Origin of the sequence: Bacillus sp. YC2 (assembly GCF_019891195.1) — a bacterium.
Lineage (GTDB): Bacteria > Bacillota > Bacilli > Bacillales > Bacillaceae > Bacillus.
In genome coordinates, this window is record NZ_JAHXDO010000009.1 from 40754 (window position 1) to 57337 (window position 16584).

The following is a 16584-nucleotide window of genomic DNA, read 5'->3' on the forward strand; positions in this document are numbered from 1 at the left end:
GCAAGCAAATCTAAAATCTGCTCATCCTCCCCCCATTTCCCTTAATTGATCCAAAGGTAAGCGAACACTGAATAAATCACCGGACAGCTTAAAGTGTTTTATAGACTCATAAAAGAATCTCTTATCTTCATAAGCTAGTCCCTTTAGATAAAAATGAATGCCAAAGTCATTATGAATATTCGGTTGCTGCTCTAAGTTTTCCAATATTTCTTTAGCCTGTTGCAAGTTGTTTTTCTTGATGTGATAATGTGCAATTTCTTGGATATCTGTTACTTCATTTGAATCAGGGTTTAACCAAAAGTTCTCTTGATTCCAATGGTTTTCCAAGAAACAAAGGCTTCTAGTTAGCTGTAATTTTGCCAAGGGGTTATTCTCAGTATGTTTTAAACCGGCCAGGTAATATTCTTTTGCTTTTTCATAATCATCAAGCAAATAAGTATTCCCCAAAGTTAGATAGCTATAAGCGACAAGCCTATCAATATTCGTCACATTAATGCCGTATGAGCAATAAAAACGGGCTTGAGTCATTTTATTCTGACTGAATGCTGAAGCGCCCAACAAAGCCATCAGACGGTTATAAAAGGAGCTTTTAATCTGTTCATTGTTTTCAATAAAATCAAGATCAACAATTGTCGACATTTCTGCAAGATTTGAGTATTCAGCCATTCTAAGGTAGTAATACAACGGGATTATGTAAGTGAATACACGCATTTCTTGAGACTTGGGATCAAGCTTCCCAATTGCTTTAAGCGCCTGATGTGCGTTTATTTCGCCTCTGTCTTGCTTACGTTTGATCTGATACATTGCTGCCCATTCACGTTCAATCGAACAGCTACTGTTGATTAATTGATCAATTAATGCGTCAGTTTGTTCATACTGTTCATTAATATCTGACATTTCAAGACGTACCTTTGCATCTACTTTTGATTTCTTAGCTTCTCTCTCTTTTGCTATCATCCGAATAACCCCCTGTGGTGTGTCACTAATTCAGAGCAACAGACAGTGGCAAAAGCCACTAGCCTGAATCTGAATATTCGATCTCTTTCGGTTCTGAAACAAGAACACACGATCTCATTATAATGCATCCTCCGATTGAATAATAGGTATTTTTTACTGGTTATGTATTATGCTGACTTACGAATTAGATCGGCAATGAAGTCTGCACCTTTAGCTGTGACAAGGGTAACTGATTTATTACCTACTGGAGTAGTCTTGGTGATTACTTTGAAGTAGCCACTGTTTACATATCTCTGATACGGTACATTTCCTTGCATTAACACTTTGTGCTCTCTCAGGAATCTGAAGAGCTTGATCTTCCCCATTCCACAGTTCAGATTCTTAGCGAGTGTTCCCATATCCATACAGCCATCAGCGTCTAAGAATTGATGATATTTTTCGACTTTAGGTCTGTCTTCAATGACTTGTTGTTCTAGGGACTCTGCTTTATTTTGCAGTTTATTCACATTTACAAATAGCCCTCTAATGGTTGTTTTTTGATAGTCATCTAGTTCACTAAAATATGTATTAACCATCATGTCAGCATTGGCAACATATCCACCAGTCTTACGGATTGTTTTCAGGATCTTCTTTACTTCCTTCTTAAATTCCTTGGCAATTGGCTTACGGGATTGCATTAAGACTTCATAAAGTCCATCTTCGGTTAGAAGCCATGATTCTTGATTTCCTCCAAGGGTCGGAACATTCTTCCGAACCTTCTCATCTTCATCTACATGTCTAATCATTTTGTTAAGACTAGATACATCATAATCAATCCACTCAGCAACATCTTTGGCCAAGAATAATGGCTCTTCAAATGTTCCGTAAATTTTAAACTGGTGTCCAAGTAATTCTCTTTGGTCAATGATTTCAAGCTGCTTATCCTCTTTTTCTACAAACATTGAACCTAGTAATGACTCATGATCTCCCGTAATCCCCGTGAAATTGTCGGCGTTGTAAATTGTCAAATAGCATTTCCCCTTTTAATTTGTTTTTGTCATCCTCGTTTCTTTCGAGGATAACTTAATAATATCATGAGATATCATGAAAGTCAAATTTGTATATTATAATATATTATAGTTATGATATATATGTAGATAATTAATGATATCTGTATATATACGCATTATTTACACAACAATATATGATATGATATTATAGTTATGAGGTGAGCAACAATGAATAGATATGTTCTTAATTTTGATGGCACAATTGGTGATTTTATAAAAGCATGGAGAAAAAGAAAAAAAATTAATTCTATTGAATTATCAAAAGAAGTTGGCAAATCAGACGCATACATTAGCCAAATTGAAAACAACAGGAATAAAAAACCTGATTACGATACTTTGTATAAGATTTTTCAAAAGTTAGGAATTGAAGAAGAGCGAATTGAAGATTACCTTGATCATTTCGGGTATTGGTCTCCTGAAAAATGGGAGCTTGCAGAGGCTGAAGCTGAAGCTCAAGAAGAAAGACAAAAACAACTTTACAACGATCCAAGCTACATTGAAAGAGAGCTTAAATATTTAGATAATGATGTTGTAAGCAGTAATAGGAGTAGAATTTCTAACAATGGATTTGATTTAATCAAAGAAAAGTCTAATGAATATGTGGGTGAAGTTGCAGAAGTACTCGAAAATATTATTTATGAACCATCAGGTAAGGGATTTGAAATTGTTAGTGGATTAAATAAACTTACCAGTGAAATGATACTCAATAAACAACTATTCAATTTTACATCAAAATTGTTCAACAGTGATTTACCAAGATTAGATGAACAGGGAATGCTAAAAGTTTTAAATACAGTCATTGAGGAAACAAATCGTATTAACAAAGAAAAAACTGCATTTGGTAAACCTAAAATAATTAAACCAATTAAAAGTCTAGACTAAAAATGATGTCCTATGCAGGGCATTTTTTTGTGGATAAAAAAGAAAAGACGTACAATTTGTACGTCTTAAACTGCTTCTGTACTATCCATTTTTAGCTGCATTAAAGTCACACTTCAGGTTGCACCTCAGGTCACACTTACACCTTGCATTCACTTTATTTTCAGTACGTTTTGATTGCTATAACAACGTTTTTAACAGCTCTTAACAGTGAGTTTGGGGTCACACCCAGGTCACACTTCGGGTCACAGTTTGCTCAAATTCCCTCTTGCATCTGTCGAACTGCTTTATTCAAGATCATAAAATTTCAAACAAAACCTTACACGAAAGATCGGGGATCGGCAAAACAAATCCAGATATAACATATATTAAAAAATCTCTTGCAATACTTCCCCCGGCATGCTATATTCATATAGCGATGAGCTGAATTGTGTAAGCCGATGCACATGCCCTCTGCGGCGCACACGAATGTGGCGTGTGGTGTATCGCCTCAATACGCAAAAGACGTTTGCTTCGGCAAACGTCTTTTTTATTATCCGATTTTTGTTCCGTTCGGCACAGTTTGTTCAGGTGCCAGCAGCACGACGTCTCCTCTTTCCGGGATGCCGCCGAGGACAAGGACTTCTGACTTAAATCCGGCTATGCGCCGCGGCGGGAAATTAACGATAGCGGTGACTTGTTTGCCGGTCAAATTACTCGGCTCATACCGTTTCGTAATTTGGGCGCTGGATTGCTTCATGCCGATTCCTTCGCCAAAATCTATTGTCATCTTAATAGCCGGCACTTTCGCTTCCGGAAATGTCTCCGCTTTTACGATGGTTCCTATTCTGAGATCAAGTTTGATAAAATCTTCAATGACTGCCATATCGAAAAACTCCTTTTTTTCTATCATGATACAGAAAAAAGACACTCTTCGTTTAACCGATCTTCAGGTTTATTTATCCGTATAAAAGGTATTTCTATACGCGCGCGGTGTCATTCCCTTGTTTTTTACAAACCATCTCGTAAAGGAAGACAGGTTTTGAAAACCGACTTCTTGACTTATGTCTGTCAGCGGGTCTTTTGTATCAGTAAGGAATTGTTCCGCCTTCTTCAGTCTCAGCTCGGCAATATACGTTTGCGGGGTTTTTCCCGTCTGTCTTTTGAACCAGCCCGCATAATAGGCAGGATGGTAATGCTCAATCGCGGCAAGCTCCTTAACCGACAGAGGTTTTGATAGATTGCGGTGAATATAAGCGATCGAATCATACGTTTGGCTCCGCATTTTTTCAGCGATATATTGAACAAGCAGGTTCAGCGAATGAGCCGATTGCTGCTTCGCTTCTTCTGTCAGCAAATACCGAATGGATGTCCAAAAAGGATCAAGATCAGCGGTAATACCTGTTTCAAGTGTTCGTCCCTCTGTTTTGATGAGATGTGCCGGAATATCTAGAACGAGGCATTCATTTCTTCCGATCGAACGAAACCGGTGTTCGCATTCAGGCGGAATATACAGCAGCTGATCAGGTTTTAACTTAACCTCCCGCTCTTCTGTCTCAAGGTCAAGATCACCTTCAAGCGGAAAAAGAAATTGACAATATGTATGAGCATGAGAATGATAAAGGTGTGAATATGTGCGCCGTTCGCAAATAATGGTTTGTAATTGATCCATTTGCACCCTCTTCCCGTTTCATCCGTTTGATTCGGTTATAGTGTTTTGAAATTGGTGAACCTAAATCTTTTTTTACTAATATATAAAATATTCACATTTAGTTGGTAACAGTTTAGTTTACATAATGTATTTATTGTTAATTAATTTTCAGTCCATTTAAAAACGTACGGGTTGCAAAAAGCCGGCTGTCCCTAATTGACTCAGAAAGTTCAAATGCAGTCTGTTTCCTCAACACCGCAAACCCGTGCAAAAGACTTCTTAATCCCCTTGCTGCATGGATTGCCGTCCCCGACTCGGCGTAACCGTTTGACGTCAGCTGACCGACGACCAGCCGGACGATCAAGCCGGACAGCTTCTCAAGTCTGCTGTCTTCTATTTTTTGAAGGGACGCTTCATATAACCCGGGATTCGCTTCTGCAAAACCGATATAGGCATCGGCAAGGGACAGCAAGGCTCTTTCACCGTTTAACCCCTTTACAGAAGCCGACATCTCTTCATATAACATGGTTAAACCTCTCACGGCTAGCTCTGTTTTAATCCCTCGAAGACCGTTAACATGATTATAAAGAGATGGCGATTTTACGTTTAATGTTTTTGAAACGGTTGCAAGAGTCACCTCATTCAGCCCCTTTTGATTGGCGATGTCTGCAGCGGCTTTTATGATCATAGTAAGGCTCATACCGACTCTAGGCGACATCTATGATTTACCTCCTGCCAGGCTGCGCTCCGCCTCATCTGCGGCCTTAGCCATCAAATCAGCCGGGTTATGCAGAAAATCCCCGTGACCTGCTGCCAGACAGCTTGGTTTGAGGTCAATGAGCGTCCTTGCAGTTTTTACGGCTGCTTCCTTATTCCATGTCGCAAAAGCGGGAAACGGGAACCGCCACTTAAGCTTTCCTGATACAGCGAGCCCGCCCCTTATTTGAAATGCGTCTCCAGCGATAAGAATGTTGTTCCTTGTATCCATAAAAGCCAGGCTTCCCGGCGTATGGCCAGGTGCAGGGATAATGAGAAGAGAACCTATTTGCTCTCCGCCCTTCAGCAGGTGATCAGGCTCGGTTTGGATATTTTTCGGCACGCCTCCCTTTATCGGTGTTTGCACTTCATGTTCAAACAAAGAATCGTCGCCTTTTAATAAGAAAGAATCCCGTTCAGAAATGTAAACAGCTGCATCGGGAAAATCGGATGATAATGAGTCAAGAGACCCGACATGATCACCGTGCGCGTGGGTAAGTAAAATGCGTTTCAGCGGTTTTCCAATCTCACACAATACTTTTTTTATGCCTCTATGACTGTTCGGCAGACCGGCGTCGATCAGAGTTACTCCTTCATCTTCCTCCACAAGATAGCTATTCACCGGAAAAAGGGATGGAAAAAAGGTCAGCTGCCAAACGGATTGATGCTGTATGATTCTCATTATGATTGTCCTCCCCAAAAACTAATAGTGTTAGTTTTATTATAACTAATGCCATTAGTTTTTCAAGACAATTATGATTGAACCGCGATAAATATTTGAATTTGCGCCTGAAGCGGCTGTGCGGCTTCTAAGCCGTATTGCTCAAAATCGCCAGAGTATGTGCGCAAATCCCGTTTTTCCCACGACCAAATCTCCTGCCACGTTTCAATAACGACTTCCTCAATCGGACCGGATCTGGAAGTAAATACGGCATAAGATGATGCAGGTAAAATTCTCTCTTTATATTTCGGCAATGTGCTGATTCCATCTGTAAAAGTTCCGATTGAGAACGTATACTGTCCGTGAGTCTCTTGTTCGTAATCACTGTATAATGAGATCACATCTGATTGACCGCCGGCCAGCATGATGGGTGCATCCCGTTTCCAAAATTCATCCCATAACGCAGGGATTTTTCTTTCCTCGGTCATTTCCAGCTTATTGCTTGTTCTTTCTGAAATCCCGATAAACCGTTTTTTCTCAAGGTGTACAAAGTGTGAAAAGCTCATTTCATATCCTCCTTCAACAATATAGCTTTATGATACAAAAAGAAACCTGACAGCATAGTGTCAGGTTTCATATCTTTTTTTCATCTCTTGAATTGTCTCTTTTACCTGTTCGCGAATATGGAGGGGAGAAAGAATTTCAATCTCTTTTCCAAATTGGAGTAAAAAACCGATCAGCCACTGATTTTCAGGAAGTGAAATAACGGCACGGCAGTTTCCCTCTTTGTCAAAATGAAAAACATCATACCCGAACCATTCACCGAGCCGCTGCCGTGCCCCTGGATGAACAAGAAGCTCCAGACAGGCTGCCTTATCCTTACGATACCACTCAGCATCCCATGGCAGGGTATCCAGCTGAATGTCTTTTCGTTCAAACGTTATCGTCTGTACGGTCAATGTTTTCATTCGGCTCAGCTTAAAAAAGCGAAAATCCTGTTTTGCTAAGCAATACGCGTACAAATACCATCGTCCGGTTTTACAGACCAATGTATACGGCTCAGCCTGTCTTTCCATTGTTTCACCTTTTGCATTCGTATAAATAAATGTAACGGTTAACGTTTGGTCAATTGCACTGCTGATAAGCTTATGCAGCTTTTTTTGATCATTCGTATGCCCCCATGGCGTCATATCAAAAAACCATTTTTCCGTTTTGCGTTTAAATTCCGCTTCGTTTTGTACAGGCACAAGCTGCTGGATTTTTTGGATAGCCGTGCTGGAAGCGTCCGGCTCATATACAGAAGAAACGCTTTTGAGAGCAGAAGCAATGACGGCAAGCTCCTCTTCCTTCAGCCACTCCCGTTCCAATCGGTACATTTCCGCCATTTGAATGCCGCCTCCAAAGCCCTGAGACGTGATGATGGGAATCCCCGCTCTGCTTATGGCGTCTATATCGCGGTAAATCGTTCTCACGGAAACTTCGAACATCTCGGCTAATTCTGGAGCCTGAACTTGTTTTTTGCTGATTAATAGCACAACGATAGCTAACAAACGTTCCAGTTTCATATAAGCACCTTCTGAATGTTTCAATTTTACGTTTCTTTAGATACACGGGCGCATCTATTATGCAAAAAAAATGAAAAAGCATATGGTGATAAGACGGGTGTTAGCTGGCTGCAGCAGTACAGCCTGCGAATAAATCAGACTACTAAAAACAGACGGATAAGCATACACTACTCAACGGAGGGGGATTCACACCATGCATATCACACTTCAAAGCATCTGCCCTGTCTTAATGATTGCCTTTTTTCTGTATAAAAAGGTGAAACGGTCCGTCGGATTTCAGCCATTGAAACCCCGCTGGCTTTATACGAGAATGATTCTTTTTTCTTTGCTTGCTGCTGCCCTGGCTTTTTTCAGCATGAAGCATCCGTTTCTGTACGGCCATCTCCTACTCGGTACGTTCAGCGGCTGGCTTTTGGTTCTTTTCGCCAAGCGAAATATTTCTTTTGAGGAGCGGCGCGGAAAAATGTATTTTCGCACTCATCTATGGATTGAACTTATTCTATTAACTTTATTTCTATCGAGATTTGTATATCGGGTTGTTGAAATCTATCGTGTCACATCGGATTTCACCCGTCCGGAAGCATACAGCCAGACGGTCGGAGCCGATCCGCTTACAATCAGCATCTTTTGTTTCATTGCTGTTTATTATAGCGGATTCTCCTTTTATGTATTAAAAACAAGCAGAGACGAATCGAATAAAAGTCAATACGGCTGACATCCCCGCCCACAAGCAAGGATGTCTTTTTTTAATCATGCCGGGTGTGATGAATCATTTGCTGAAGCACGTCTAAGACGTGTTCATCTTCTGGGGAATAATAAATCGATGTGCCTTCTCTCCGCGATTTGACAAGGCGCAGATTTTTCAAAAAACGCAGCTGGTGAGAAACCGTAGATTGCAGTAAATTCAGCTTTTCTGCGATGCCGTTGACAGCGTGTTCTCCTTGTGACAGCAAATGAAGGATTCTGATTCTAGTCGGATCAGACAGAGCCTTAAAGGTCTGGGCTACCAAAAATAATGTCTCCTCATCTAGATCTTCAGCCGGGTCATTTATTTGATCGGATTCGTGAAATTCAGTCATATACCTCACCTTTCTCTTCTCATTAGCACAATTATACCAAATGTCAAATGACACAGACAGACTGCATGCAGACCAATAGGCCTGTTATTTTAAATTTATGTTTCAAATACAGGTTTCCGCTTGGTTTCACGCATTGTTCTGTGTCATAATGAAAAAGTCATAACGCTCCTGAAATTGAGGGTGAAACACAGTGAAGAAAAAGAAAAAAGGCTGTTTCGCTGCCGCGGGTCTTATGATGATATGTGTTTTTGTCATGGTTTCCTTTTTTCTCATCCTGCTATTTTCAAATAATGAATTGCTCAAAAGCCTGCCGTTTGACGTCAAACCGATCGTGCTTGAACGATTAACAGACTACAAACCGCTTGTGGAAGATGAGCTGGATGAAAAGGGGCTCACCAAATATACATCGCTCGTTCTCGGCATGATATATCAAGAGTCAAAAGGAAGAGGAAATGATCCCATGCAGTCTTCAGAATCTTTGGGTTTAAAGCGCAATGAGATTAAAAACCCTCAAACCAGTATCAAACAAGGAATCAAACAATTCACTCTCATGTACAAAACAGGCAAGAAAAAAGGCGTAGATTTGGATACGATTATTCAAAGCTATAACATGGGGGCCGGCTATATTGATTTTGTGGCTGAACATGGAGGATCGCATACTGAGGAACTGGCAAAACAATACTCCGAGCAGCAGGTCAAAAAAAATCCTGAACTTTACACTTGCGGAGGGAACAAAAACAATTTCCGTTATCCCTACTGCTACGGTGATTACACGTATGCAGAAAAAGTAAAAGCAAAAACAAAAACAGTTGAACAATCATTAAATGTTGCAGCATTTGAAACGCTGGAAGAGTAAAAGGCACCCTGAACGAGAGGGAGCCTTTTTCAATTGAAAAAAAGCCGTAACGGTACGGCTTTTTAATAATACGGCGATATCATTAAATACACAATGACACCTGTCAGACTGACATACAGCCAAAGCGGCATCGTCCATCTGGCGATTTTTTTGTGGCGCTCCACCTGCATGCTGAATCCTCTTATCAGGGTAAACAGCGCAAGCGGCACAATGATGGCAGAAAGACAAATATGCGTGATCAGAATAAAGAAATAAATCCCGCGAATAATGCCGTGGCCGCCGAATAATGTATTTTCCGCAATCGAATGATACACCACATAGCAGATCAAAAATAGCAAAGTCGTCGTAAACGCCGCCAGAATAAAGCGTTTATGCGCTTTAATGTTCTTTTGCTTAATCATAAAGAGTGCTGCCAGCAAAAAGATAAAAGTAAAGCTGTTAAAAATCGCATTTAACATCGGCAAAATATGAATATTCGCAATGCTGTAATGATTCCCTTTCGGCATAAAAAACAGCACTGCAATTAATCCGTTGATCAAAACGGTCAATGTCAGCACGATTCCAGTATAATTTTTAGATTTATTTTCTGTATGGTTCATCTTATGACCTCTCCCATTTTACTGACTATCCAAATGGTATGGGAAATCGGGCTTGATGTCAACGGTTTCTCCTGCTTCGTCAGAAATTAGACAAACTTAAGCCCTAAAAGACCGGGTTCTTACAAACCCGGTCTTTCGTCACGTTATGCTTCCTTTAATAAACCTTCGATCACCTTATGTTCATTCTCATTTAGGAGGTTTTTTTGAATTTTCATATCAATCGGCTTGTTCATATTCTGATCCAGAATATCGGCCGTTTCCTTATCGCCGGCGATAATGAGGCGTTCCCATTTGTTTGCGGCCGCCTTTTGATCGAGATTTGAAGCCAATCGTTTATACAATCTGTTTTGGTTTTCTTCAATATGGGCTTTTGCGGCATCCTCTTCCATTGAACCGGTACTGCCGCTTATGGCTGACGGCTTCCACGTTTCATGAATGACGTCATATTCATAATGCTCCACCCCTTCTATCTTTCCGAGTACGGTTTCTATGATCTTCACTTCATTTTGCTGTGTGAGAATAAAAGCAGTGCTCGGATATTGGTCACGCAGCTCTTCTAATTGATCAAGCACGGCCATTTCTTCCCAATAAAATCTCGTTTCAACCGGAACTTGTAATTCAATCGTTTCCCATATGCCGCTTTGCCCCGATGCAAAAAATACAAGGCTGCGCGGAATCTCTTTACCGAGTCCCTCGATATATTGATAGACGCTTTCCATCATGCGGCTGAGACATTTTTCTTCCTCCGGATCACTGGCTGATAAATACTCTTTTAATCTTCGGAATCCGCTTTTTAAAGCGATCTTCCACTCTCCCCCCTGCTGATCGGGGTTTCTCATATCTGTATTCACGTATAAGGAGAGTATTTTATCCGGCGATTCTAACCTTACATACTTCAACTTGCTGATGAGTGAATCAATTGCCATTGTTATTCCTCCTCTTTACGTCGTTCACTGTTCCTTTCCCTTTGATCCGTCTTAAAAACGTCATTTGACAAACGGAAGGGAAACTTTTCAAAAAAAGTTTTTGAAAAAGCCATTTACAAACCGATTCACCTTCTACTACAATGGATACTTGTGTTTAACAAAGCTGTTTTGTTCTATGAAAGGAGTATGATTTTGTTTACTGCAGAAGAAAAAGACCGAAAAGAGTTAGAAAAAGAGCTTCATAAGCTTGAATTCCAAATCTTCAGAATGCGGGAAAATCTGAAGGATGTATCCAAAGATGCGCGAGTGCTTGGTATTGATCAATCGAAAAATGACGATTGGATCATTGTTTCCTCGATTGATGATGGCCAAACATGTAAAATTATGCTGACAGATTGTGAATCAGCCTACAGAGGAAGAGGCTGCTTTTCGCTTGTCGCCTCCTATTATGAAAATGGCATTCATATTGGGGATATTAAGGGCCCGCCGAATTACGGCTATGGCTCGATTTGTATGAAATTTTTAAAACATATTGCAAGAGAACAGAATATCCCGAAAGTAACGGGCGACATTGCCAAGCGGGACTGGGATCATGTCGACAGGCTGGTTCATTTTTATGAAAAGCATCAGTTTGATGTCTGGATTGACAGCGATACGCAATCAGGCGGCATTAAATGGGTCGACCTTTAAAAAAACGATAGAGGAATCTTCCGAAATATGGTGTAATAGATAAAACCATGTAAGGAGGGTTCTTTCTTGTACGCAAAAAAGCTGCAAAAAGGAGATCAGATTCGGATCGTGTCTCCCGCTCAAAGCATGTCTGTTATGTCAGAAGAACAAATAAATGCCGCAAAAACGAAAATTGAACAGCTGGGTTTCCGCGTATCATTTTCAGAACACGCGAAGGAAACAAATGAATGTAATTCATCTTCAATTGAATCACGCGTTCAGGATCTTCACGATGCTTTTTTCGATCCTGACGTTAAAGCTATTTTGACGACACTCGGCGGTTTTCAATCCAATCAGCTTCTCCGCTATCTCGATTATGAAAAAATAAAACAGCATCCGAAAATTTTGTGCGGTTATTCCGATATTACCGCTCTCAGCCACGCAATTTATCAAAAAACCGGGCTTGTCACCTATTCCGGCCCTCATTTTTCAACGTTTGCCATGAAGAAAGGTTTGGATTATACGATTGATTATTTTTTGGCCTGCTGCGCAGCAGACAAACCGTATGAAGTGCTTGCTTCAAACACATGGAGTGACGATAAATGGTATCTTAATCAAGATGATCGCCGCTTTCATCCCAATCCGGGCCCTCTCGTCATACAGCCGGGTTATGCGGAAGGGACTCTGATCGGCGGCAATCTCTGTACGCTGAATTTGCTTCAGGGCACTGAATACTTTCCGGAGATGAAACAAGCGGTTTTGTTTATTGAAGATGATTACATGTCTGATGTGAATATGTTTGACCGTGACCTCCAATCGATGATACATCTTCCCGCTTTTTCGGCCGTAAAGGGAATCGTCATCGGGCGTTTCCAAAAAGCTTCACATGTCTCTGAAAAGGCATTACGGAACGTTATTCATACAAAAGAAGAACTGTCATCCATGCCCGTCATCGCGAACGCTGATTTTGGCCATACCTCACCGATCATGACATTTCCGGTCGGCGGAACATGCCGGATAGACGCGGCTTCGGACGGCGCACGGATTTGGATTGAAGGGCATTGATACAAAAGGTGGGAAGAATTCCCGTCTTTTTAAGTTAGTTCTCCATTTTCAGACTGATGTTTCCGTCAGGAGCTATTAACACTAAAATCTGTGCCCCTTCATGAAAACAGCTGAGCTCATCTTTGCGTACAGCTTGTGTAAATTCTCTTTTATATTGTGAGCCATCCCTTTTCGTAACGGTTAAAATAATGGAAAACTCAGGATCACCATTAATAGATACGCCTGTTTGCCTGATCGATTGTATGATGCCGGATGCCGGCTCACCGCTTCTTCTTCCCCTTTCAAGCACCTGAAACATCCTGACAGCCGGCATAGACAATCCGATCACCAGCAAAATGGCCGCTCCTCCATACATGCCGGTTTTAAAGACTCCCGATTCCATAAAACTGCTCCGGGCGAACAAAAACTCTAAAACCATCCGCCCTCCGGCGGCCATTTCGATTCCCATTCCCTATTTCCCTCCGTTAAAAAATTGCCTCGCAAACAAATCCGAGGAGCACATTTATCTTTTTTAGCATATAACGATTACTCCCAGATAAAAAAGGGAAGAAAAAAAGGACACAAAGCATTTTGCTAAGTGTCCCTTACTCTCTATATAAACTAGTCTAATACTTTAACATTTACTGTTCTGACGCCCCAGTTATTAGCGTCACTTTTCTTTGCAACAAATACATCAATTTTGTTTCCTTTAATTGCGCCGCCGGTATCTGCTGCCGTTGCTACTCCGTAACCTTCAACATAAACCTTGGAGCCAAGCGGAATCACATTAGGATCAACCGCGATGACTTTTGCGTCAGGGTTTTTGTTTAAGTCTACACCGGTTGCCGTTACACCGGAAATGCCGCCGTCGTTAGCGGAGTAAGCAGTTGCAGTCATTGTCAGCTGCTTTTTAGACTCTTGATTATCTGTATTTGATTGAACAGGCTGTTGTTCTGTTTGGGCAGCCGTCGCTTCTTGTTTAGGTTGTTGTTTTTGGACAGGTGCCTGTTTAGGCTGCTGCGTTTGAACAGCTTCTTGTTTTGGCTGTTCTGTCTGCACGGCTTGCTTTTGTTCAGCTTTCGGCTGGCTGGCTTGAGCCGGTTGTGCAGCTTGCGCCTGACCTTTTACTTTTAGTGTTGTACCTGAGTAAATGATATCTGATTGCAAGTTATTCAAGCTTTTCAGATTGTTTACTGACGTTCCGAATTTCTGAGCAATTTTCCAGAGGCTGTCCCCCTCTTTCACTGTGTACTGCCCAGATGTGGTTGTTTCTACTGAAGAAATAGTCAGTTTTTCTCCTGCCATGATTAAATCAGAAGATAACTGATTCCATTCTTTTAGGTCCTTTAGGTTCACTCCGTTTTTTTGTGAGATTCCCCAGAGCGTATCACCCTTTTGCACCGTGATTTCTTTTGCAGAAGCGTGAGCTCCGAATGCAGTTGTTGAAAGTGCGGCAACTGCGACAAAGGACATAATCGTCTTCTTCATAAGTAAATCCTCCCTTGTTAGCTTTTTATTGGCGGCTAACAGGTGATATCGTAACATATGAAAATGTCAGTTCAATAACAAAACGATTTGATTTAGATTACAGTTCCTTTACATGAAACATTTCTCTCGCTTGGTAAGACTTGCTTAACCCTTGATATAACAAGGGTTTTCAAGCCTGTTATGTTTTTGGTCCGAGAAGAAAACCCAATGTGCAAATCTCTAAAAAAATCTTTTTTTATTCTGTTTCTCTTGCATAATTTCGGATTTCTTCTAAAAAAAGCGCTCCGTATTTTAATCTTTTTTGTTCTCCTACTCCTTTTACAGAGAGAAGATCATTTTCCGTTTCCGGCTGTTTTGCCGACATTTCTTTTAACGTCTGGTCGGAGAAAACAACAAACGGAGGTACGCCTTGATCTGCCGCAATATCTTTACGGAGACGGCGCAGACGCTCAAATAATTCATCATTTTCTGTAATGGCGGCAGCCTGCAGGGCTTCTTTTCTGGAAACCGCTTCTTTTCCAAGCAGGACGTGTCTGCCTTTTTCGGTTACGAGAAGCGTGGGAAAAGTGCCGTCGGCCATTCTGATATACTCATCAGAAATGAGGAATTCAATAAAATCACTGATTTCCGATACGGATTGATGCTTCATAATGCCGTAAGTTGACAGGCTGCTGAAGCCGTTCTCCAGCACTTTTTTATTTTTTGAGCCTGCAAGCACTTGGGCAACCATCGTTTTTCCGAAGCGTTCATTCATTCTGATGATGCACGACAGCACCATTTGCGCTTCTTTTGTGACGTCATGCGCGGCCCTTGTATCGGTACAATTGCCGCAGGCGCCGCAAGCTTCTGCCTCCTTCTCGCCGAAATACTTCAGGATAAACCGCTGCAGGCAATCTTCCGTATGGCAGTAATCCACCATCTGTCTCAGTTTTTTGAGATCTTGTTTTTGTTTCTCTTCTCCGGCGGTTGATTGGTCGATTAAAAACCGCTGCACCATAATATCCTGCGGCGAGAACAGGAGAACGCACTCACTGTCAAGTCCGTCGCGGCCCGCTCTTCCCGCTTCTTGATAGTAGCTTTCCATGTCTTTTGGAATTTGGCCGTGCAGGACGAATCTGATGTTGGACTTGTCAATTCCCATTCCGAATGCCGATGTAGCGACCATCACTTGGAGCTGGTCGTTAAGAAATTGCTCCTGCTGCTCTTTTCTGACATCATCCGCCAATCCCCCGTGATAACGGCCGGCATTGATTCCGTTTCGTTTTAATTTTTCATATATACGGTCAGCTTCTTTTCTTGTGGCTGTATAAATAATACCGGCTTCGCGTTTATTTCTCTCCAGGTATTGCTCGATAAAACGGTCTTTATTTTCACCCTTTACTACTTTAAAGGTTAAATTCTCTCTGGAAAAACCGGTATATACGGTATGCGCCTTATCAATATGAAGCTGTTTGCAAATGTCGTCATGAACTTCCGGTGTAGCTGTAGCCGTTAATGCTATGATAACAGGCGGCTCTTTTAATTCTCTGAAAAGAATTTCTATATTTCGATAGCTCGGCCTGAAATCATGGCCCCATTGCGAAATACAGTGGGCTTCGTCAATCGCGACTAGCGGAACTGTGATATTCTGCAAAATGTGAATGAATTCAGGAGAGGTTAAGCGCTCCGGCGTTATATAAAAAAGCCGATAAGCCCCTTCTTTCAGCCTGTTTAAACGATCGTGAATGTCACGGCCCGTTTGCGTGCTGTTAATATAAGCTGCTGCGATCCCCGCTTCTTCAAGCGCATCAACTTGGTCTTTCATTAAGGATATAAGAGGAGAAATAACGATAGTGGTGCCTTCAAACAGCAATGCGGGAATCTGATAGCAAATTGATTTTCCGCCGCCCGTCGGCATGATGCAGACCGTATTTTGTTTATCCTCTGTCACTGCTTGTATCGCCTGTTTTTGGCCCGCCCGCAAACTTTCGTAGCCGAAATAGTGTGCCAGAAGGGATTCGGCTTTATCCAGCATATCTTGTAAAACCTCGCTTTTCTTCGTTTTCTCTCATCTTATCATAAATAGAGAGGTCAGTTGCTGAGATTGCTATAATCAAATTTTGATAAAAATAAAAAAGCCATTTCCAAAAGGAAATGGCTTTCGCTACGTATTGCCGTACGTAAGTAAGAAAGTTTTAAACCACCACTCCTCAAAGTGGGTGTTTGCAGAAACGTTCCTGTCGTCCTCTCGCAATGGAGGCATGACATTCCGGCTTCGATATAAAACTCCCTATTACAGCTTAAAGGTTAAAACTTAATTAACAATACGAACAATGTAGCTTCTTTTATATCCTACACTATCAGGCGCATTTTAGCAAGGGGGCTGATCTTTGCATAGAAAAACTTTTTTCTGAGTAAATAACACTTTTTCCGCTATAAAAACTGAT

General features: G+C 41.3%; 19 protein-coding genes and 1 other RNA gene. 5 read left to right on the forward strand and 15 right to left on the reverse strand.

Annotated elements, in window-relative coordinates:
- Positions 1-21 precede the first annotated feature (21 nt).
- Both KY305_RS14590 and KY305_RS20090 read right to left on the reverse strand, forming a co-directional pair.
- Positions 22-957, reverse strand: coding sequence for an AimR family lysis-lysogeny pheromone receptor (locus KY305_RS14590; RefSeq protein ID WP_262417783.1), 936 nt, complete (start codon positions 955-957; stop codon positions 22-24).
- Positions 958-1124: 167 nt separating this feature from the next.
- Positions 1125-1964 carry a phage antirepressor KilAC domain-containing protein gene (locus tag KY305_RS20090; protein WP_262417784.1) on the reverse strand — a complete coding sequence of 280 codons (840 nt, stop codon included), beginning with the start codon at positions 1962-1964 and terminating at the stop codon, positions 1125-1127.
- 210 nt (positions 1965-2174) lie between these two features.
- Between KY305_RS20090 and KY305_RS14600 the strand changes: the two genes are divergently transcribed.
- Positions 2175-2888 carry a helix-turn-helix domain-containing protein gene (locus tag KY305_RS14600; protein ID WP_223063151.1) on the forward strand — a complete coding sequence of 238 codons (714 nt, stop codon included), beginning with the start codon at positions 2175-2177 and terminating at the stop codon, positions 2886-2888.
- A gap of 529 nt (positions 2889-3417) precedes the next feature.
- On the opposite strand, the gene csaA is transcribed toward KY305_RS14600, so the two are convergent.
- From csaA to KY305_RS14630, 6 genes are all read right to left on the reverse strand, one after another.
- Positions 3418-3750, reverse strand: a complete 333-nt coding sequence (gene csaA, locus KY305_RS14605) for a chaperone CsaA (protein ID WP_223063152.1) — start codon at positions 3748-3750, stop codon at positions 3418-3420.
- Positions 3751-3819: 69 nt separating this feature from the next.
- Entirely contained in the window at positions 3820-4536 is a 717-nt protein-coding gene (locus tag KY305_RS14610; protein WP_223063153.1) for an AraC family transcriptional regulator, read from the reverse strand.
- A 136-nt stretch (positions 4537-4672) separates the two neighbouring features.
- On the reverse strand, positions 4673-5233 hold the full coding sequence (locus tag KY305_RS14615) for a TetR/AcrR family transcriptional regulator (RefSeq protein ID WP_223063154.1): 561 nt from the start codon (positions 5231-5233) through the stop codon (positions 4673-4675).
- Complete coding sequence (locus KY305_RS14620; protein WP_223063155.1) at positions 5234-5953, reverse strand: MBL fold metallo-hydrolase; 720 nt, start codon at positions 5951-5953, stop codon at positions 5234-5236.
- A gap of 71 nt (positions 5954-6024) precedes the next feature.
- Complete coding sequence (locus tag KY305_RS14625; RefSeq protein ID WP_223063156.1) at positions 6025-6498, reverse strand: GyrI-like domain-containing protein; 474 nt, start codon at positions 6496-6498, stop codon at positions 6025-6027.
- 60 nt (positions 6499-6558) lie between these two features.
- Entirely contained in the window at positions 6559-7497 is a 939-nt protein-coding gene (locus KY305_RS14630; RefSeq protein WP_223063157.1) for a helix-turn-helix transcriptional regulator, read from the reverse strand.
- Positions 7498-7690: 193 nt separating this feature from the next.
- Here KY305_RS14630 and KY305_RS14635 point away from each other — a divergent pair, with 193 nt between their 5' ends.
- Entirely contained in the window at positions 7691-8212 is a 522-nt protein-coding gene (locus tag KY305_RS14635) for a CcdC protein domain-containing protein (protein ID WP_223063158.1), read from the forward strand.
- Positions 8213-8243: 31 nt separating this feature from the next.
- Here KY305_RS14635 and czrA read toward each other — a convergent pair whose 3' ends face one another.
- The gene (gene czrA / locus KY305_RS14640; RefSeq protein WP_061521111.1) at positions 8244-8576 is read right to left on the reverse strand and encodes a Zn(II)-responsive metalloregulatory transcriptional repressor CzrA; all 333 of its coding nucleotides are present in this window, start codon (positions 8574-8576) and stop codon (positions 8244-8246) included.
- A gap of 190 nt (positions 8577-8766) precedes the next feature.
- Between czrA and KY305_RS14645 the strand changes: the two genes are divergently transcribed.
- Positions 8767-9432 carry a lysozyme family protein gene (locus KY305_RS14645; protein ID WP_223063159.1) on the forward strand — a complete coding sequence of 222 codons (666 nt, stop codon included), beginning with the start codon at positions 8767-8769 and terminating at the stop codon, positions 9430-9432.
- A 62-nt stretch (positions 9433-9494) separates the two neighbouring features.
- Here KY305_RS14645 and KY305_RS14650 read toward each other — a convergent pair whose 3' ends face one another.
- Both KY305_RS14650 and KY305_RS14655 read right to left on the reverse strand, forming a co-directional pair.
- Complete coding sequence (locus KY305_RS14650; RefSeq protein ID WP_214813739.1) at positions 9495-10031, reverse strand: DUF420 domain-containing protein; 537 nt, start codon at positions 10029-10031, stop codon at positions 9495-9497.
- 143 nt (positions 10032-10174) lie between these two features.
- A complete protein-coding gene (locus KY305_RS14655; RefSeq protein ID WP_223063160.1) occupies positions 10175-10957 on the reverse strand; it encodes a VLRF1 family aeRF1-type release factor in 783 nt (260 codons plus the stop codon).
- 192 nt (positions 10958-11149) lie between these two features.
- Between KY305_RS14655 and KY305_RS14660 the strand changes: the two genes are divergently transcribed.
- Positions 11150-11647: a hypothetical protein gene (locus KY305_RS14660; protein ID WP_223063161.1), complete on the forward strand. Its 498-nt coding sequence runs from the start codon at positions 11150-11152 to the stop codon at positions 11645-11647.
- A 66-nt stretch (positions 11648-11713) separates the two neighbouring features.
- Positions 11714-12691: a S66 family peptidase gene (locus tag KY305_RS14665; RefSeq protein WP_223063162.1), complete on the forward strand. Its 978-nt coding sequence runs from the start codon at positions 11714-11716 to the stop codon at positions 12689-12691.
- 34 nt (positions 12692-12725) lie between these two features.
- Here the strand turns inward: KY305_RS14665 and KY305_RS14670 are convergent, their stop codons facing one another.
- From KY305_RS14670 to ssrS, 4 genes are all read right to left on the reverse strand, one after another.
- Positions 12726-13139, reverse strand: a complete 414-nt coding sequence (locus KY305_RS14670; protein ID WP_223063163.1) for a hypothetical protein — start codon at positions 13137-13139, stop codon at positions 12726-12728.
- Between the two features lie 152 nt (positions 13140-13291).
- Positions 13292-14158 carry a 3D domain-containing protein gene (locus tag KY305_RS14675; RefSeq protein ID WP_223063164.1) on the reverse strand — a complete coding sequence of 289 codons (867 nt, stop codon included), beginning with the start codon at positions 14156-14158 and terminating at the stop codon, positions 13292-13294.
- A 235-nt stretch (positions 14159-14393) separates the two neighbouring features.
- Positions 14394-16172, reverse strand: a complete 1779-nt coding sequence (gene recQ, locus KY305_RS14680) for a DNA helicase RecQ (RefSeq protein WP_223063165.1) — start codon at positions 16170-16172, stop codon at positions 14394-14396.
- Positions 16173-16294: 122 nt separating this feature from the next.
- A non-coding RNA gene (ssrS, locus tag KY305_RS14685) (6S RNA) lies at positions 16295-16482 on the reverse strand.
- Positions 16483-16584 lie beyond the last annotated feature (102 nt).